Source organism: Brevundimonas sp. AVps4 (assembly GCF_058681525.1).
Map to the genome: position 1 here is coordinate 2,363,524 of NZ_CM178741.1, position 17,765 is coordinate 2,381,288.

The 17,765-nt window shown below is 68.4% G+C and carries 16 protein-coding genes; 1 reads left to right on the forward strand and 15 read right to left on the reverse strand.

The window, feature by feature from the left end; translation table 11 throughout:
- The first annotated feature begins 41 nt into the window (after positions 1-41).
- Positions 42-1,040 carry an SMP-30/gluconolactonase/LRE family protein gene (locus ACW178_RS11725; protein ID WP_287106346.1) on the forward strand — a complete coding sequence of 333 codons (999 nt, stop codon included), beginning with the start codon at positions 42-44 and terminating at the stop codon, positions 1,038-1,040.
- 26 nt (positions 1,041-1,066) lie between these two features.
- On the opposite strand, the gene ACW178_RS11730 is transcribed toward ACW178_RS11725, so the two are convergent.
- The 15 genes from ACW178_RS11730 to ACW178_RS11800 form a co-directional block, all read right to left on the reverse strand.
- Entirely contained in the window at positions 1,067-1,540 is a 474-nt protein-coding gene (locus ACW178_RS11730; RefSeq protein WP_182714991.1) for a type II secretion system protein M, read from the reverse strand.
- Positions 1,537-2,646, reverse strand: a complete 1,110-nt coding sequence (gene gspL, locus ACW178_RS11735; RefSeq protein WP_287106344.1) for a type II secretion system protein GspL — start codon at positions 2,644-2,646, stop codon at positions 1,537-1,539. Before gspL ends, ACW178_RS11730 begins: the two co-directional genes overlap by 4 nt.
- Entirely contained in the window at positions 2,643-3,599 is a 957-nt protein-coding gene (gene gspK / locus ACW178_RS11740) for a type II secretion system minor pseudopilin GspK (RefSeq protein ID WP_263596074.1), read from the reverse strand. The genes gspL and gspK overlap by 4 nt, the downstream gene beginning before the upstream one ends.
- A 26-nt stretch (positions 3,600-3,625) precedes the next feature.
- The gene (gene gspJ, locus ACW178_RS11745) at positions 3,626-4,234 is read right to left on the reverse strand and encodes a type II secretion system minor pseudopilin GspJ (protein ID WP_492024588.1); all 609 of its coding nucleotides are present in this window, start codon (positions 4,232-4,234) and stop codon (positions 3,626-3,628) included.
- A complete protein-coding gene (gspI, locus tag ACW178_RS11750) occupies positions 4,231-4,611 on the reverse strand; it encodes a type II secretion system minor pseudopilin GspI (RefSeq protein ID WP_183217090.1) in 381 nt (126 codons plus the stop codon). The genes gspJ and gspI overlap by 4 nt, the downstream gene beginning before the upstream one ends.
- Positions 4,604-4,996 (reverse strand): GspH/FimT family pseudopilin, encoded by a 393-nt coding sequence (locus ACW178_RS11755; protein WP_233455792.1) that lies wholly within the window; start codon positions 4,994-4,996, stop codon positions 4,604-4,606. The genes gspI and ACW178_RS11755 overlap by 8 nt, the downstream gene beginning before the upstream one ends.
- Before the next feature lie 76 nt (positions 4,997-5,072).
- On the reverse strand, positions 5,073-5,522 hold the full coding sequence (gene gspG / locus ACW178_RS11760) for a type II secretion system major pseudopilin GspG (protein WP_287106339.1): 450 nt from the start codon (positions 5,520-5,522) through the stop codon (positions 5,073-5,075).
- Positions 5,523-5,535: 13 nt separating this feature from the next.
- Positions 5,536-6,753, reverse strand: a complete 1,218-nt coding sequence (gspF, locus tag ACW178_RS11765) for a type II secretion system inner membrane protein GspF (protein ID WP_287106337.1) — start codon at positions 6,751-6,753, stop codon at positions 5,536-5,538.
- A complete protein-coding gene (gene gspE / locus ACW178_RS11770; protein ID WP_492024589.1) occupies positions 6,753-8,249 on the reverse strand; it encodes a type II secretion system ATPase GspE in 1,497 nt (498 codons plus the stop codon). The genes gspF and gspE overlap by 1 nt, the downstream gene beginning before the upstream one ends.
- Positions 8,250-8,253: 4 nt before the next feature.
- Positions 8,254-10,407, reverse strand: a complete 2,154-nt coding sequence (gene gspD, locus ACW178_RS11775) for a type II secretion system secretin GspD (protein ID WP_054766048.1) — start codon at positions 10,405-10,407, stop codon at positions 8,254-8,256.
- The gene (locus ACW178_RS11780) at positions 10,404-11,255 is read right to left on the reverse strand and encodes a type II secretion system protein N (protein ID WP_492024590.1); all 852 of its coding nucleotides are present in this window, start codon (positions 11,253-11,255) and stop codon (positions 10,404-10,406) included. The genes gspD and ACW178_RS11780 overlap by 4 nt, the downstream gene beginning before the upstream one ends.
- A gap of 189 nt (positions 11,256-11,444) precedes the next feature.
- A complete protein-coding gene (locus ACW178_RS11785) occupies positions 11,445-14,111 on the reverse strand; it encodes a TonB-dependent receptor domain-containing protein (protein ID WP_287105445.1) in 2,667 nt (888 codons plus the stop codon).
- Between the two features lie 78 nt (positions 14,112-14,189).
- On the reverse strand, positions 14,190-15,707 hold the full coding sequence (locus ACW178_RS11790) for a beta-helix domain-containing protein (protein WP_492024591.1): 1,518 nt from the start codon (positions 15,705-15,707) through the stop codon (positions 14,190-14,192).
- Positions 15,708-16,182: 475 nt separating this feature from the next.
- On the reverse strand, positions 16,183-16,698 hold the full coding sequence (locus tag ACW178_RS11795) for a hypothetical protein (protein WP_287104152.1): 516 nt from the start codon (positions 16,696-16,698) through the stop codon (positions 16,183-16,185).
- Positions 16,698-17,666: a M20/M25/M40 family metallo-hydrolase gene (locus ACW178_RS11800; protein WP_492024592.1), complete on the reverse strand. Its 969-nt coding sequence runs from the start codon at positions 17,664-17,666 to the stop codon at positions 16,698-16,700. Before ACW178_RS11800 ends, ACW178_RS11795 begins: the two co-directional genes overlap by 1 nt.
- Positions 17,667-17,765 lie beyond the last annotated feature (99 nt).

The window sequence follows — 17,765 nt, forward strand, 5'->3', positions numbered from 1 at the left end:
CTGAGGATCGCTACAGTGTCCGCTCTTTTCAGGAGTGCGTCTTGCCTGCTTCTCGTCGTCTGGTGCTCGTCGGCGGTCTCGCCGCTGCGGGCTGCTCCTCCCTCGCCGTGACAGCGGGCGGTGTCCGCCGTATGGACCCAGCCTTAGACGGGGTGGTCGCTCCGGATGCGCGGCTCGAGCGTCTGGCGTCGGGCTTCACCTGGTCCGAAGGCCCGGTCTGGATTGCCGACGGGGACTATCTGCTCTTCAGCGACGTGCCGGAGAACCGCATCCATCGTTGGTCGCGGATGGAAGGTCTCTCGGTCTTCATGGCGCCGTCCGGCTATGACGGGCCCGATCCGTCGGTCTTCCGCGAGCCGGGGTCGAACGGCCTGATCGTCGGCCCGGCGGGGACGATTTTGATGGCGGATCACGGCAATCGGGCGATCGCCCGCGTGGATTTGGCGACCCAGGTCAAGACCTTGCTGGCGACCCATTACCGCGGCGCGCGGTTCAACTCCCCCAATGATCTGGTCCAGGCGTCGAACGGTGCGATCTTCTTCACCGACCCGCCCTATGGTCTCAAGGACATGGACCGTTCGCCGCTGAAGGAGATGGCGGAGAACGGCGTTTACCGGCTCGATCCCGATGGCGACGTGCATCGTCTGGTCGATGATCTGACCTTCCCCAACGGCGTCGCCCTGTCCCCGGATCAGCGCACCCTCTATGTCTCGGTCTCCGATCCGGCGCGACCGGTCCTGATGGCCTATGAGCTGGACGGCGCGGGCGGGATCAGGGGCGGCCGGGTGTTCAAGGATTTCGCCGCCCTGGCGGGGCCTTCGGCGCCGGGCCTGCCGGACGGGATGGCGGTCGATCGGGACGGACGCCTGTTCGCCACCGGTCCGGGCGGCGTCCATGTGCTGACGCCGGACGGCCGCAGCCTGGGTCTGATCGACACGGCGGGCGCGGCGGCCAACTGCACCTTCGGAGAAGACGGCCGCACCCTGTTCATCACCGCCGGCGACCGACTGCTGCGGCTTGAGACCCTGACGCGCGGCTGACGAGGCGGGTTCACGGCGCGGCGGGTTCACCGCGCGGCGGTCAGCGTCCCTTCCAGGCTGATCGTGGCGTCGGCGTTCTCGACCACATTCAGGGTCGTCGCCTCGACCTTCCGGTCATGCAGGGCCGCCAGCCAGCCGAAGGCGGCGGTGGTCGACACATTGGTCAGGCTGAACCCCAGCCCCCCCTCGGCCGACATCCCCATCTGGGGCGTCAATCCGGTCGCCGCCTCGACCTCGGCGACGGCGGCGGAGACGTCGACCTCTCCTGCCTTCGCCTCGCCGACGGCCAGGCTCCCCGTCCCGCGCTCGATGGCCGTCAGTTCGGCCTCGGCCGTCGCGCGCGTCCGCGCGGCCTCATCGCGCCAACTCGCCAGCGGCCGAACGATCAGCAACCAGGCCAGGACGGCGGCGATCGCCACGCCCATCACGGTCAGCATGCGCCGCTCGCGCAAGGTGCGGCCGTCCCACCAGGCGGCGGCTTGAGCGATCAGGCCGTTCATTGCATCCCTCCAATGATCACTTCGCTGACTACCCGACCGCCGTCCTCGACCGTGGACTGGTCCGTCATCGACAGCCCAGAGGCGGTCAGGGCCGCACGGATCGCGTCCAGATCCGAAAAGGCGGGATAGCTGAGCGTCGCCCGCACCCCCTTGCCGGGCCCGGCGCTGAGACTGTCCAGTTCGGCCCCATCCACCTGTTCGACCGCCGCGAACAAGGCCGCCGAAACCGCCGCCAGCCCGCCCGGCGGCGGCGCGACGTCGATCAGCCGACGCGCCTCCTGAACGGGATCGGGGGCGCCGGCCGCCTCCGGCAGCCGGGCCTCGATCAGGGCCAGGGTCCGGCGTTCGGCGTCCCGCGCTGCGGCCTGATCGCGCAAGCCGCCCGCTGCGGTCAGGATCAGGGGCGAGACCAGCAGGGCCGCCGCCAAGGTCGCCGCCAGACGCCAGTCGCCCCGGCCCGGTTCGCGCTTGCGTTCCTGGCCCGACAGCAGATCGACGGCCGGCGCGACGGCGGCGGCGGCCAGCCAGCGCTCCAGGGTCTCGGCGTCCTCGATCCGCACCAGGCGGCGATCGCCGGCGATCAGGGCCACCAGATCGGACTGCACTGTGGCCGCAAAGCCTTCACCCCGCAGGGCCGTATCCCCGCCGAAGGCGGCGGCGACCAGTTCATCGCCCGACGGCGGCGGCGCAAGAAGACAGTCGGGCGTGACCGCGACCGGCCGAACCCCAAGGGCGGCCAGATAGTCGATCCAGGCTTCCAATAGACCCGCGCTGACGGCGGCGACCAGTCGTGGGGCGGTCTCTTCGCCGCGCGCCGCCGGCGCCACGGCCACGACCGTTCTTTCGGGATCGCCGGCCAGTTCGTCCTTCAAGGCCCAGCGCGCAGCGGCCCGCACCTGAGCCGCGCCGCCGACCGGCAGATCCAGCCAGCGCACCAGAACATCAGCGCCCGGCGCCACGGCGACGGTGCGGACATCGGGCGTCGTCTGGGGGTCTTCGAGCAACAGCGACCCGCGCTGCAACACCCGCCCGCCTTCGTCGAAGGTCAGGAAGGGCGCGGGCATGGAGGCGGCCGGCGGGATGATGACGATACGGGTCTGGCTCATTCTTCAGGGGTCCAGCGGCGAATGACGGTGCGCACCGCGCCGTCGGGCGCGGCGTGGATCAAGGCGGTTCGGACGGCGCGACCGCCCGCATAGTCGACGTCGACCGTCAGATCGAAATAGCGCGTGACCAGCGTCACCTGCTCACGGGTCTGATCATCCGGCGAATAGGTTTGCAGGGCCGGCTGCCCCCAGAAGGCGTCCGTAGAGGCCCAGCCCTGGCGCGGTCGGGCGGCGATGGCGGCCCGCGCGCCCTGAACCCCGACCGCGCCCCCGGTCAGCATGGTCAGAAGCGGCGCCTGATCCGGCGTCAAGGTGTTGACGTTCAACTTGGCCGGTTGGGCCGTCGGCAGGGCGCAGACATAGGGTCGAAGCCGATCATAGAGACCGGCGTCGATGTGGGCGACCGCCCGCATCTCGCTGACGTCGGCCAGCATGATTCCGCCGGTCCGGTAGGGCGTGGCGAGGCCGGCGTAACGCGCGTCCTCGGCCCCGCCCGGCGCGGCCTCCGCATCGGCGTCCATCCAGTCGGTCAGGGCGGCGGCGGCGGCGGCCATCCGGGCGCGCGACACCCCCAGGGCGGCCCCTAGGGCGATGAACTGGGCCGCGCCCTCGGGCCGGGCGAACAGATCTTCCCTCTGGCCATAGACCAGCGAGTTCAGGTTGAAACAGGCCTGACCGTCGGTGACGACGGCGCGGATCGCCCCCTCTTCGATCGGGAAGTTCAGCACCCGGCCGTTCCAGCGCGGCTCCAGAGGGGTGCGCAGCGGATCGGCCTTGATCAGGTCGGCGATCTGGCGACGGGCCAGGCTCTCGGCCCCGGCGGCGTACCACTGGGCCTGGGCCTGGACGTCGGCGTTGGTGGTGCGGCGCACGGAAAAGCGCACGTCGTCCAGAAGGACGACCGCCACGGCGGCCATGACGGCCACCAGCAGCAGGACGGTCAGCAGGGCCATCCCTTCGCGCGACGTCCGCCCCCGCCTCATGCCGATGCGACCAGAAAAAGCTGCTCCAGCCGTCCCACCCCATCCAGGGTCATGACGATACGAACCGCATCGGGCAGCGGTCGGTCGCTGGAGGTGATGAAGGCCTGGGCTTCCGACCCGTCCTGAATAAAGGTCACGGCGGCGTCCTTGACCCCGCGACAGAGGACTTGAGGCGGTCCCGGGCGCGCGCCGTCCAGATAGGGGAAGACCCGCCGCTCCAGACGCCCCTCCACCACCCGATATTCGACCCGCTGCAACGACGCCCGCGGGGCCTGGCCGGGATTGGACCAGCCGTTCCGAACCAGACTCAGGATCGGATCGCCGGGCTGCTCCTGCCCCATCAGGGCGCGCGGCAGAGGCCGCCCGGTCGGGGCGCGAACGCGGCGCGGCGCAGCCTGGGCCAGGTCGGCCTTCAACAGGGCGCGCATGCGCTGAAGATCGCCGATCCGGTCGGTCTCGGCGCGCAGAGCGAACCGGGTGTCGATCGTCTGGCTCAGCACCAGGGCGCCCGCCCCGGCCAGGAGGGCGAAGATCGCCAGGGCGACCAGCACCTCCACCAGGGTGAAGCCGCCCTGCCTCCCAAGCCTGTGGCGCACGCGCCTCATGCCGCAGCCGCGCGGAACAGGACCCGGTCGGCGACCTGGCCTTCGTCGGTGAAGACGCGAACGTCGATCCGGCCCAGGCCGGGAACCTCGGTTCCCGTCACCACCCGCCGCCAGCGCCAGACGCGGCCCGCCAGCTCGACCTGGCCTGAGGTTTCACCGGTCGGCAGGCTGGACGCCAGCATGGCCTCTGCCGCCACGTTTTCAGCGACGACCCCGCCCAGGGTCCGGGCTTCCAGCCGGACCGCCGAGCGTGTCGCCTCTCCCGACAGATTCAACAGGGCCATCGCCGCAAGAGCGAAGACCGCCAACGCCACCAGCATCTCGATCAGGGTGAAGCCGGCGCGGCCCGCCGCTGACGATCGGACGGCCTCAACCATTGATCGACACCTCGCCCGCGCCGTCGATCGAGATGGTGCGGACCTGTTCGTCACGGCTCAGCCGAACCTGCGCCGGATCGGCGATTCCCGTGGGATCGAAGACGATGCGAACAGGGCCGGCGGGCGCCGCGACGCCCTCCGCCCAGGTTCGAGGCGTGAAGACGCCGTTCAGCGGCGTCCAGGCCGTCCCGTCGAACTGCGCGAACCGATAGCCGGATGCGTCCGCCTCGACCGCCACCGGACGGTTGGTCATGATGGCCTCCTCTCGGGCGCGCGCCAGCCGAGCGGCGAACTGCTCGGCCTCCACCCCGACGGCCGGTCGAGGATCGGGCATGGAGAGCACCACCGCCCCAGCCGCCAGCCCGATCACCGCGATCGTGACCATCAGCTCGACCAGGGTGAAACCGGCTTTTCTTTTGGCGCTACCGCTCGCCGCACGGCGGCGCGCTGCTTGAGCGCGGTCAGCCCTGCCAGTTGCCGAGGTCCGCATCATTGCCCTCGCCCCCTTCCTTCCCGTCCGCCCCCAGGGAGAAGACGTCGAACGGCTGGCCGTGCGTGCTCTGGCGGCGGTAGCGGTAGGGATTGCCCCAAGGATCTTCGGGCAGACGACGCACATAGCCGCCCTGGCGATAGCGTTCCGGCTGGGCCAGGCCGACCGGCGCCGACACCAGGGCCTGCAGCCCCTGCTGATCGGTGGGGAAGTTCAGATTGTCGAGCCGATAGGTTTCGATCGCCTGTTCCAGAACCGCGATGTCCGCCTTGGCCTTGGCCACCATGGCCCGGTCCTGGCTGGGCAGGACATTGATGGCCACGACCGTCGCCAACAGGCCGATGATGACGATGACCACCATCAGCTCGACCAGGGTGAAACCTTGACGTTTCCGTCTCTTGTTCTGATTTTCTGAAGTCATCACTAAACGCTCCTCACCCCATCGCCAGGGTGTTGATCTGAAGAATGGGCAGCAGGATCGACAGGACGATCAGGGCCACCACCCCGCCCATGACGACGATGATGGCCGGCTCCAGCAGGCTCAGCATCACGGCGGTGAAGGTGGCGAACTCTCGCTCCAGATAGTCGGCGGCGCGCTCCAGCATGGGCTCCAGCCGGCCACTGCTCTCGCCCGAAGCGGTCATATAGACCAGCAGCGGCGGAAAGACGCCGGCGCGGCGCATGGCGGCCGACAGGCCCCCGCCCTCGCGCACGGCCTCGGCCATGGTCTCCGTCGCGCGTCTCAGGGCCCGGTTCGACACCGTGCGAGCAGTGATCGTCAGCCCCTCCAGCACGGGCAGGCCGGCCTGAATCATGGTCGACAAGGTCCGCGCCATGCGCGCGCCGTGCAGGTCGCGCGTCAGCCGGCCGATGACGGGCAATCTCAACATCGCCTCATCCATGCGCAGACGGGTTGCAGGATGGCGCCGCGCGGCCACGCCCCCGCCGATCAGGGCCGCCAGGATCAGGATCAGCAGCCAGCCCCAGTGCCGCATCAGCGTCGACAGGCCGATCACCATCCGGGTCAACAGCGGCAGGGTCTGGTTCATGCTTTCGAACTGATCGACCACCTTGGGCACGACAAAGGTCATCAGCACCGCGATGACGCCCAACGCTACCACCGCCAAGACGGCGGGATAGACGATCGCCGTGATCACCTTGCCCCGCACCTGCTGGTCGCGTTCCAGCCCGTCAGCCAGCCGTTCCAGAATGGGTTGCAGTGCGCCGGACTGTTCGCCGGCCGAGACCATGGCCCGGTAGAGCGGCGGAAAGGCGCGGCCCTGCACCGACATGGCGTCGGACAACCGCCGCCCCTCCATCACCCCGGCATGAACGCCTTCCAGCACGCGACGCACGGCCGGCCGATCCGCCTGGAGGGCCAACGTCCGAAGCGCCTCCTCGACCGGAGAGACGGAAATCAGCGTCGCCAGCTGCCGGGTCGTCAGGGCCAAGGTCTTCGCCCCCAGACGGACGCCGGCGCCGCCCTGTAGGGGCCGTTCGCCCCGCGACCCGACACGAGCCGGCGTGAGTTCCAACGCCATCAGGCCGCGACGGCTCAACTGTCCCCTCGCCGCCGTCTCGTCCGCCGCAGTCAGGGCGCCGGACACGGTTCGGCCGACCGCATCGACGGCGACATAGTCGAAGCCCGCCATCAGGCCGCCTCCGCCGGGTCGGCCGCCGTTTCCTGGCGAGCCACGCGCACCGCCTCCTCGACCGAGGTGACACCCTCAAGCACCAGGGCCCGCGCCCGATGCCCCAGGGTTCCCGCCCCATCGAAGGCGGCGGCGACCAGAGCGTCCTCGTCCGCCTCAGCGGCGATCAGGCGACGCAGGCGGTTGCCGACCTTCATCACCTCATAAAGGCCGATCCGACCGATATAGCCGGAGCCGCCGCAGTGGCTGCACCCCTGCGGGCGCCAAACCGTGACCCCGGCCTTGGCGCCGATCAGCTTGGCGGTCTTCTTGTCGGCGACCTCGGGGATGCGACAGTGTTCGCACAGACGGCGCACCAGCCGCTGGGCCACGATCAGCCGCAGGGTCGAGGCCAGGAGGAAGGGCTCCACCCCCATGTCGCGCAGACGCGTCACCGCCCCCGCCGCGTCGTTGGTGTGGACGGTGGACAGGACCAGATGGCCGGTCAGGGCGGCCTGGACAGCGATGGCGGCGGTTTCGACGTCGCGGATTTCGCCCACCATGACCACGTCCGGGTCCTGGCGCAGAATGGCCCGCAGGCCCGCAGCGAAGGTCATGCCGACCTTGGTGTTGACTTGGGTCTGGCCGACACCGTCGATGGCGTATTCGACCGGGTCTTCGACTGTCAGTATGTTGCGCGTCTGGTCGTTCAACAGGGCCAGGCCCGCATACAGGCTGGTGGTCTTGCCCGAACCGGTCGGCCCGGTGACCAGGATGATTCCGTTCGGCTCGGCCAGGGCCGCGCGGAAGGCGGCCAGGGCGTCGGGCGCCATGCCCAGGCGGTCCAGGGTCAGGCCCGCCTGATCCTTGTCCAGAATCCGCATCACCACCCGTTCGCCGCCGCGCGACGGCAGGGTCGAGACCCGCACGTCCAGCGTCTTGCCGCCCAGGGCCAACGGAATGCGGCCGTCCTGGGGCACCCGCTTCTCGGCGATGTCCAGCCGCGCCATGACCTTGATCCGCGAGACCAGAAGCGGCGCGATGCGCGGATTCAGGCTCAGGGCCTCGCGCAGCAAACCGTCGATCCGCATCCGCACCAGAAGCGCGCTCTCATAGGTCTCCAGATGGATGTCCGAGGCGCCGGTCCGCACCGCCTCGGCGATGATTCCGTTGATCAGCCGGATGACCGGGGCGTCGTCGGCCGTGTCCAGGAGGTCGGCGGCCGCCGGGATGTCGTCGATCAGACTGTCCAGACCGGCAGGCATGTCCAGATCCTCGCCGTCCGCCGCCGCCAGATGATCGCCCGCATAGATCTCGGACAGCTGCCGGTCGAAGGCGGCCTGGCTCAGGGGCTCAACCGCCAGCGGCCGACCCAGCACCCGCCGCGCCTCGATCAGTCCCTTGGGGTCGGCGCCCTCGCGCAGACCCACCCGCGCCACATCGCCGGCGTCCAGCAGCAGGACGCCGTGCCGTTTGGCGAAGCCGTAGGGCAGGCTTGGGCCGACCAAGGTGATCATGGCGTCAATATCCCGCCGACGGCAGGGGCGCGGCCTCGACCGGGGCCACAGGCGCGGTCACGCCGGTGGGCGCGATCACCATCGGCTCGCCCGTCGCCGGGGCGGCCGGAGCCTGGGTCCGCATATAGTCCCGCACCAGAGCGTCCAGGCTGGGCTCGCGATCCGGCTGAACCGCCTGCTGCTGGTCGCGGATATAGCCCCAACGGTCGGCAGCCAACCCTTGGGCCTCTTCGCGGGTGCGGATGATGGTGGGGCGCAGGAACACCATCAGATTGGTTCGGCCGCGCTGACGGCTGTTCGAGCGGAACAGGGCCCCGACTCCCGGCAGGTCGCCCAGACCGGGGATCTTGTCCGCCTGAATGATGTCGTTCTGGTCCAGCAGCCCCCCGGCCACCGCAATGTCGCCGTCATCGACGACAAGGGTCGTCTGCAGCTCGCGCTTGTCGAACACCAAATCCGTCGTGCTGCTGGTCAGGCCGCCATTGATGGCCGACACCTCCTGACGCAGCGTCAGGGTGATGGAGCCCCCGGCGTTGATCTGAGGTTTGACTGTCAACCGCACCCCGATGTCCTTGCGGTCGGTGGTGGTGAAGGGGTTGGAGTTTCCGTCCAGCAGGGTCTGGCCCGTGGTGATCGGCACCTCCTGTCCGACCAGGAAGGTGGCCTCTTCGTTGTCCAGCGTCATGATGGACGGGGTCTGGAGCAGGTTGGAGCCCTTGTCGGTCTTGGCCGCATTGATGATGAAGCCGAACAGGCCGTCTCCGACCTCGAACCCGCCGCCGCCGACGAAGCCGTTGGCGCCCACCAGACTGTTCAGGGCCAGGGTCTGCAGCTGTTCGCGCAGAGGATCGTCCTCGTCCAGCTGCCCCGCATAGGCGCCGCCGGCCATTTTCACCAACGGGGTGGCGTTGTCAGTATAGTTGGTCAGGCCGACGCCGTTCTCCCCGCCGTACAGCCACTGGACGCCCAGTTCGCGCACGGCGTTGTCGCTCAGCTCGACCACAATGGCCTCGATCAGCACCTGCTGGCGGCGCACGTCCAGGCGACGGATGACGTCGGCCAAGGTGCGCTGCATGTCGGCCGGCCCGGAGATCACCAGGGCGTTGGCGCCGGGGAAGCGGGCGATGGTGGCGCGCTGGCCGGTGGCGGTGACGGAGGACGAGCCGATGGCGCCGCCCTCGGCGTCTCCGCTCCCCAAGCTGGCGGCGGCGCGCGACAGGCCGCTGGAGGCGCTGGTCGTCGATCCGGTCGCGGCGGTGCGCAAGCCCTGGCTCGTGCTGTTGGAGGCCGTCACGGGCTGGCCCACCACCTGTTGCAACACCGGCAGAAGCTGCTCGGCGTTGGCGTGTTCCAGGAAAACGACGTTCACATCCTGGTTCGCCCTCGACCGGCCGTCCAGGTCATGGATCAGGCCGCGCACCCGCGCCAGGGCCTGGCCGTCGCCGCGCAGGACGATGGAGTTGGAGCTTTCGACCGGCGTGACCGTCACCATGCCCTGCCCGCCCCCGGGCGCGGCCATCACCTGTTGCAGCACCCCGGCGATCTCGCGCGCGGAGGCGTTCTCCAGGGCGACCACCTCATAGCTGGACCGATCCACGTCGATCCGGCCGATCAGCGAGCGGATGCGCGCCAGATTGTCCGAGAAATCGGCCACCACCACGCTGTTGGCGCCCGGATTGGCCAGAACCTGGCCCTGAGCCCCGACCAGGGGCCGAATAGTCTCCGCAGCCGAGGCCGCGTCGATGTTGCGCAGTTGGAAGACCTCGGTCGAGAACCGCTCGGCCCCGACGGTGGACGGTCCCTGGGCCGCGCCCTGGGCGGGACTAATCCGATAGGCGCCTGACTGGGTCGGCGTCACCACCAGGCCGTTGGCCCGCAGCGTGGACAAAAAGACTTCAAACAGTTGGGCCCGACCCAGCGGACGCTCGCTGGTCACCGTCACCGTACCGGTCACGGCCGGGTCGACGATGAAGGTGCGGCCGGTGGTGCGGGCCACGTCCTGGATGAAGGCGCGAATGTCGGCGCCCTGGACGTTCAGGGTCTGGCGCGCCTCCTGGGCCAGGACCGGCGAGGCCGCGACCGGCGCCTGAAAAGCCAGAACCAGGGCCAGCGCCCCGACGCCGGAGCGCATCAGCCGGTGGCGCAGAGAGACGGTCATGGTCGCGTCCTTATGGTGGTGGTGCGGGTCTGCCCCCCGCGCTCATACTGGATTTCGGCAGAGGAAGCGTCGGCCAGCTGACTTCTCAGGGCGCCGACCGCTTGAGGGCTGTTCAGGGCCACGCCGTTGACCGACAGAATGACGTCGCCCGCCTGAAGACCCGCGCTGCGAAGCTCCGACCCGTCTCCGGCGGACGAGACGGTCAGGCCTTTGACGCCCAGCCCCTGCAGCCTTGGGCGCAAAGCGGCCTGAGCGATCAGGCGTTGGGGATTGACGACTGCGGCTGCGGCCGCGTTCGAGGCGGGGGAAGCGGCGGGCGGGGTCACGATCTGGGGGGTCGAGGGCGGCGGCGGGGGCGACGCGGCCCCGGCAGGCGCATCCGTAAACTCCAACCGGGTCAGGGACTGGCCCCGCGCCAGGGTCACAAAGTCGGGAGCGACAGACTGCAACACCAGTCCGGGCTCGACCTCCTCTCCGACGCCGACGGAAATCTGACGCCCGTCAGCCAGGCCTATGATGGCCGAGCCGCCGCCCACGCCGCCCGCGCGGACGCCGAACAGACGCATCTGACTGGCCTCCGCGCCCGAGGCGCCGGCCAGGCCCCCCTGCCCTCCGGTGCGGAAGAAGGCGTCAAACCGCGACAGTATGCTGACGTCGACAGGCCTAGCCGCAGCGGCGGCGGCCGGCGCCTCAGCCTGGGGCCTGGGCGCGGCGAACAGCCAGATCAGACGGCCGGCCTGCACCAGCAGCAGGGCGATCAGAAGGAGTTCCACGAGGCGGCGCAGCGGCAGACGACGCCCCCTGTCCAGGGCGGCGGAGAGGCTGAGGTTGCGGATGTCAGCAATCACGACGCCAAGCCCGTGCCGGCCCCCGACGGCCGCGAATGGCGTGTAGAACAATCGTCCGTATGCGGGCCTCACCGAAGTGTGAAGACGCGGATAACTTCTCGTGACAGTTCCACTGTGTACGGACATTTAGATCGAAACGGCCGGGAGGCGTTCGCCTCCCGGCCGTCGATGGCTTGCGGTTCTGACGGATCAGAAGCGCGCGGTCAGGCTCACCGAGGCGCTCTGACCCAGGTCATAGTTGTTGACCCGGATCTTGGCGCCCCGCTCCTGGTACTCGTCGAAGTCGGTTCCCAGCAGGTTCCGCAGTTCCAGGGCGAAGCCCATGTCGCGGTCCATGACGGTGAAGTCCTTGCGATACACGAAGTCGAGGAGGACGCCCGGCTCCTGGATGAAGTCCGGTTCGCGGCTCGAACCGATGCCGGCGCCGCGGGCGGTGATGCGATCGCTGACATAGTTGACGATGATCGTCGCCTGCGACCGTGCCGTATCGTCTTCCCAACCCAGTTGCAGGTTGGCGACGTGATCCGACTGGCCTTGCAGACGGCTGCCGTCCTGAATGAAGAAGGAAGCCTGTTCCGGCGTACCGGCGCCGCCCAGGGTCAGCACCGTATCGCCCGAGCTCACCTTCACCTCAGAGTCGGAGTAGGTGTAGTTGGCCTGGACCAGCCAACGCTTGTTGGCGATGAAGGGCATGGGCTGGTCGGGGAACTCGAAATACTTCTTCACCTCGACCTCGGCGCCCATGATGGTCGCCTTGGGCGCGTTCAGGAAGGACTGCTGGCGCTGGTTGCCGACATCGACGATGACGGATTCAACCGGCTTGTCCATGTCCTTGTAGAAGACGCCGGCGGTGATGAACTGCTGGCGGGCGAAGTACCATTCGTATCGCGCGTCCAGGTTCAGCAGTTCGGTGTCCACCAGGTAGGGGTTGCCGATGAAGATGCGGTCGCTTTCCGGATCGGTATAGGCCTGGGGGGCCAGTTCGCGGAACTGCGGGCGACCGATCGTCTTGGACGCGCCGAACCGCAGTTGCTGATCCTCAGCGAAGTTCCACGTGGCCGTGAAGGAGGGCAGCCAATACTGCTCCTCGATTTCGGTGGCCTTATAGGTCGAGGCGCCGCCGAAAACGTCGCGCGGGGTGACGCTCTGCTGCCCGTCCTCGAAACGGACGCCGACCGTCGTGCGGACCAGCGGGATGATTTCCGCATCGATCATCGCATAGGCCGCATTGACCTGAAGCTCGGCGTCATAGGCGCTGGCGCCGTTGCTGCCGGCGATTTCGCGCAGCTGCAGCGTGTTCGGATTGATGTTGTAGTCCGAGAACAGATAATCGACCCGCGCGTGACGCTGGCTGTCGGTCAGGCCGTTGACGGCTTCGAACTGCAGATCGTGACGGGTGGCTTCGCGATTGTTGTCGAACGAGGCCACGCCGGCGCTGATGATCGCCTCGCGGATCGAGGACAACGGCAGGGTGTAAGCCACATCCACGCCGCCCGAGACGATGTCGTCGTCCAGTTCGCTGAACGAGATCAGATTGCCCTGAACGTTGTGGATGTAGTCGCCGGCGGCGTCCACGCCGTATTGGAAGCGGGACTCATAGGGCGCGTCCCGCGACGTCTTGGCGTAGGCGGCCCGCCAGTCGATCTCCAAAGCGCCGTCCATGAACTGGTGTTCGCCAGCCAGCTGGCTCGTGAACAGCTGGCGCACGAACCATTCCGTATAGTCGTTGCGGATGACGCTTCCGCCCGCGTCGAAGTCCGGGCCGGCGGCCGAACGGGTTTCCTTGGTGGTGTTGCGGACGTACAGGTTGGTCCACTTCAGCTCATGATCGACCGTCTTCAGCGACAGGCCGCCGAGCATGTTCAACCGGATGTCGTTCTGGTTCGATTCGACGTCATAGGAAGAGGAGACCTCCAGGGCGTCGCCCTGGAACTGGCCCTCTTGCTGAACGCCGCGACGGGCGCGCCAGCTGTTGTCGTAGCCGGCGACCGCGATAAGGCCCAGCGTCCCCAGGCCGGTGTCCTGCGAGAACCCGCCGGCCAGCTCGACGCCGCCGTCGATCGGGGTCTTCTCGCGTTGCAACAGCCGAAGCGGGGCGTTCTCCAACGACTGCCCCATGGCCTGAAGCTGGGCGGCCGAGAAGTTGGCGGTGTTGATCTGCTTGCCCTGGTCGAAGGCGATGCGGATGGCGCCAGGCACGTCGCGGGTGTCGTCGTCGAAGCCGGTGAAGTCGGTGCGCGACCCGTAGTAGATCAGGCTTTCCTTGCCCGTCGATTCCGTGTTGCCGCCCAGCGACAGCTTCATGTTGAAGAAGGGTTCGTTCGGGGCGTCGATCGTGTGCAGATCGATCACGCCGCCGCCGAATTCGCCGGGAAAGTTGGGCGAATAGGTCTTCTGAACCGTCACGCCGTCCAGGATGCTGGAGGGAAACAGGTCCAGGGGCACGACCCGTTGCAGAGGCTCGGGGCTGGGCAGTGGCGAACCGTTCAGCAGGGCCGACGAATAGCGCTCGCCCAGGCCGCGGACGTAGATGAACCGGCCCTCGACGATCGACAGGCCGGTGACGCGGGTCAGGGCGGCGGCGGCGTTGCTGTCGCCGGTGCGCTCCAGGTCTTCCGAGGTCAGGAAGGCGGCGACTTCAGAGCTTTCGCGGTTTGGCTCGGGGATATAGCGCCCCAGGACGACGATCTCGCCGACTTCGGCGGGCTCTTGATCGACTTGTTCCGCCGAGGTCTGGGCCGGATTCTGGGCCGTCGGGGCGGTTTCAGGTGCGGCTTGGGCGAACGCCAGGCCGGGCGCAATCAGCGCGCTGGTGGCGAGAAGGACCCCGCTCAGGGTCAGAGAAAGTCTGTTCATGGTCTGCGCCTTGAAGGGGTCAGGAAACGCGAAGAACCGGCGGCGACCTTTCAAAGGCCGCCGCCGGCGCCGTCGGGATCAGCAGGGAGAGCCGGCCGTCAGGCCGCAGGTCCAACCCTGCCACCAGGTGTCCTGGGCGTTCCGCACAGCGCCGATGTAGTTCACGCTGTCGAAGAAGCTGTAGACCGTCTTCGGATCGATCGCCGTCACGGCGTTCTCATTGGCGCCGTTGATGAAGGCCAGGTTCTGGTTGGCGATGGTCGTGCCGGAAGCCGGGGCCGTCAGGGTCGACGTTCCCGCCGCCGTCACATTGGTGTTGCGGGCGTTGGTGAACACCGCCGTCGAACGGGCGACGTTGGCCGGACGGTAGGAGATCGAGCAGGACATGTAGATGGAGCGCAGCGAAGGCGTCGTGCCCCCGTCGAAGCTCGTCTGGGTGTCGGCGTCCGCGATGTCGAAGCAGCCGGCGACCGAGCCCGTCGTCGAGGTGGCGACGATGTTGATCAGGGTCGGGTTGGTGCCGGTGTCGAAGTGCATGACCGTGTGGGCGTCGGTCGGGGCGTTACGGCCGACCAGGGTCCAGTTGGCGATCTTCGGCTGCGACAGATAGCGCGAAGCATAAGGCGTCGAGGACGGAGCCGACGAGAACTCGAAACCGGCGGAGCGGCTGGTGGAGTTCGGGGCCCGCTGGGTCACGATGCCGAACTGGGCGCCGCCGCGCCAGCCGGTGTCGGTGTCCAGACCGTCGTCGTCAGCGCCGTTGATGACGATGTGCTTCAGATTGGCGTTGCCGCCGAAGATCTCGATGCCGTCGTCGGAGCTGTTGTAGGACTGGATGTACTCCAGAACCGTGCCGGAGCCGACGCCGGCCAGGGTCAGGGCCTGCAGCTCGTTGCCGGTCGAGATTTCAAAGCCGGAATATTTGATCTGCACATAACGCAGACGGCCCGAGTTGTCGGTCGCCGTATTGCCGCCGTAGAAGGCGTTGGTGCCCTCGACCTGGCCGGTGCAGGTGACCGGCGCGGTCAGCTGGCAGTTGGCCTGGGGTGCGCGACCGGCGAGGACGATGCCGCCCCACTGACCTTGCGAGGTCGCCGTGGCCGTGCCCTCGACGTCCTGGCGGCTGGTGAAGATGATCGGCTTGGTGGAGGTGCCCTCGGCGTAGATTTGTGAGCCGCGGTTGACCAGCAGGTAGTCACCGCCGCTGGAGGCGAAGATCTTGACGCCCGGTTCGATGGTCAGGATGCCCTGCGTGCCCGTGGTCGAGGCGGGATCGATGCCGCGGTCGGTGCCCACCTCGGTGCGGCCGCTGATCGAATAGATGGTGCCGGCGCGGACGGCCAGGCTGAGGTTGCCCAGAATCTGCTGCGGCAGTTGGCAAACGCGCAGCGAGCCGTTGGCGATGGTGCCGACATTGGCCAGGCCGGTCGGGCAATCCGCAGCGGGCGTGCCGGGGGCCGGCGTGTTGCCGCCACCGTTGTTGCCGCCGTTGTTGCCGCCGTTGCCGAAGTTGCCTTCGCCGGGCGAAGCCACTTCCGCCGAGCCGCAGGCGGCGAGCGCGAGGGCGCTGGCCGCCGTCACGAGCAGGGTTTTCATCTGAAGGCCGGTCATCGTCAGTCCACCGTGTCTGGTCAAAGAGCTATGACAGGGGGCGCCCGAGCCCATGCCCGGCCGCAAAGACGTGATCGCCCCTCCTGCCCGAGTGGAGTCATTAGGGATGCTGTGTGAAGGCGCATGCGCTGTTGCGTGAAGTTTCAGCGGAGCTTTTGCTGCGGATTGCGATCCATTTTACGACAAACGATCTGCCTTCGGATCACTGGCTCTCGTCCAAGGCTCTGCGGCGGCGCGCCTTCTTCGGTCTGGCCTTGACCCAATCTGGAAATCTATCTTAGGTTGCAACGTGTCGCGCGATCCCGAAATAAAATCCGGACCTCCACGTCCCGCGCAAGACCGGCGCGCCGCCGACCCAGGGCGGCGACGCGGGTCGATCATCTTGGCTGGCGCCGTCGGCGCCTTCATCTGGCTGACGATCGCCGGCGCGGCCTGGCTGGCGGCACGGGCCCTCGGTTGATCAGTCGCCGTTCCACCACGTCAGGCTGACGGGGAACCGGCGATCGCCCACCTGAACGGCCCCGCTCATAACCGGCGTCTGGTCGCCCAGATTGCGTCTGGCGGTCGCCAGGGCGCCCTGGTCGATCCGCAGATCCAGACGCACCGCCTCTCCGCGCGCAGCGGTTCCCGTCATCCGCAGCCTATCGTCCGTGATCTCATAGGCCTGCAGCGACACCGGCGGCGAGCCGTCCGAGCCGGCGAGGGTCAGGATCAAAGGCGCGCCCGCCCGCGATCCCCGCTCCCACGCTTCAAAAGCCGCGATCTGGCCGACGAACAGCCCGGCCAAGTCCCCCGGTGCAGCCCCGCTCCCAACCGGCCGATACTGGCCCGAGACGTCGCCGCTCAGCTGGTGACGGAAGGCCGCCTCAACCGGCGCCCGCTCTGCGGTCTCCGTCCCCCGGCGCACTCCGCCCTCCCGGCCTTCGCACGCCGCCAGGGCTGCAATACAGAGAAGAATCCCGCCCAGGCGCCGCATCAGCGATCCAACGACCGGTCCAGAGCCCGGAATCCGGCGATGGCCAGTTCGGTCGAGGCGGCGAAGACCTCCGGCTTGATCCGCTCGAAGTCGTCGCTGGGGCGATGATAGTCGGGGTGATAATTGACGCCCATATAGAGGAAGGGAACCCCGGCCTCATGGAAGGGGGCGTGATCGGAGGCGTCCACCCAATTGTCCTCTCCCTCATCCTGCGGCGTGTCCTTGCCGAAGGCGAGGCGGACCGGCCCTACCGGGGCGATCGGCTGCAGGATCGGGCGTAGACTCGGATTTTGATAGGTTCCCGTGACCCATAGCCGCCCATCGGTCTCGGCCCGCGCCGTCATGTCGAAGTTCAGGTTCAGGGCGACGGCGGACAGGGGCATGGGCGGGGCCTTGACGAACTCTTTCGCCCCCAGAAGCCCGCGCTCTTCCCCGTCGAAGAAGACGAGCAGAACGCTGTGCTCCGGCGCCTCGGCCTTCAGCCGCTTGGCCAGCTCCAGGGCGGTCGCGACGCCGGAGGCGTTGTCGTCGGCGCCGTTGTAGATTCGACCGCCGTGGACGCCGACGTGATCATAGTGGGCCGACACGACGATATAGCGGTCGCTGACCCGGCGGCCGGGGATCAGCCCCAGAATATTGACGCCGCGATAGGTCGTCGGCCCGTTGGGCGAATCGCCCATGGCTTCGAACGGCTGCAGCCGCCCGAACGGCGCCGGCGCCACGTCCAGGGCCTCCAGCCGCGACACGAGATAGGCCCTGGCCCGCTCTCCGCCAGTCGAGCCGGTGTCGCGCCCCTCCATTTCGTCCGACGACAGGATCCGCGCGTCCGCCAACAGCTGATCATAGACGGAGGCGACCGCGGCGACCGGCTGGCCGGCCGGCGTCGCGGTCGGCGTGACACAGCCGGCCGCCCCGAGCGCGAGGCCCGCCGTCATGACGGCGCTGACGAAAGAACGGACGGTCGGCATGGGCGGCTCCACGGGGTCGATACGGCAACTTAGCGCGGCGCTGCGGCGCCGTCAGCCGCGTTGACGGGATGATCCTGACGCTGCGCATGCATTGAAACA

Coding starts and splice junctions, on each gene's coding strand:
- ACW178_RS11730 (WP_182714991.1), bottom strand. CDS start 1,540: ATGAACGGCCTGATCGCTCAAGCCGCCGCCTGGTGGGACGGCCGCACC.
- gspL (WP_287106344.1), bottom strand. CDS start 2,646: ATGAGCCAGACCCGTATCGTCATCATCCCGCCGGCCGCCTCCATGCCC.
- gspK (WP_263596074.1), bottom strand. CDS start 3,599: ATGGCCCTGCTGACCGTCCTGCTGCTGGTGGCCGTCATGGCCGCCGTG.
- gspJ (WP_492024588.1), bottom strand. CDS start 4,234: ATGAGGCGCGTGCGCCACAGGCTTGGGAGGCAGGGCGGCTTCACCCTG.
- gspI (WP_183217090.1), bottom strand. CDS start 4,611: ATGGTTGAGGCCGTCCGATCGTCAGCGGCGGGCCGCGCCGGCTTCACC.
- ACW178_RS11755 (WP_233455792.1), bottom strand. CDS start 4,996: ATGGTCACGATCGCGGTGATCGGGCTGGCGGCTGGGGCGGTGGTGCTC.
- gspG (WP_287106339.1), bottom strand. CDS start 5,522: ATGACTTCAGAAAATCAGAACAAGAGACGGAAACGTCAAGGTTTCACC.
- gspF (WP_287106337.1), bottom strand. CDS start 6,753: ATGGCGGGCTTCGACTATGTCGCCGTCGATGCGGTCGGCCGAACCGTG.
- gspE (WP_492024589.1), bottom strand. CDS start 8,249: ATGATCACCTTGGTCGGCCCAAGCCTGCCCTACGGCTTCGCCAAACGG.
- gspD (WP_054766048.1), bottom strand. CDS start 10,407: ATGACCGTCTCTCTGCGCCACCGGCTGATGCGCTCCGGCGTCGGGGCG.
- ACW178_RS11785 (WP_287105445.1), bottom strand. CDS start 14,111: ATGAACAGACTTTCTCTGACCCTGAGCGGGGTCCTTCTCGCCACCAGC.
- ACW178_RS11790 (WP_492024591.1), bottom strand. CDS start 15,707: ATGAAAACCCTGCTCGTGACGGCGGCCAGCGCCCTCGCGCTCGCCGCC.
- ACW178_RS11795 (WP_287104152.1), bottom strand. CDS start 16,698: ATGCGGCGCCTGGGCGGGATTCTTCTCTGTATTGCAGCCCTGGCGGCG.
- ACW178_RS11800 (WP_492024592.1), bottom strand. CDS start 17,666: ATGCCGACCGTCCGTTCTTTCGTCAGCGCCGTCATGACGGCGGGCCTC.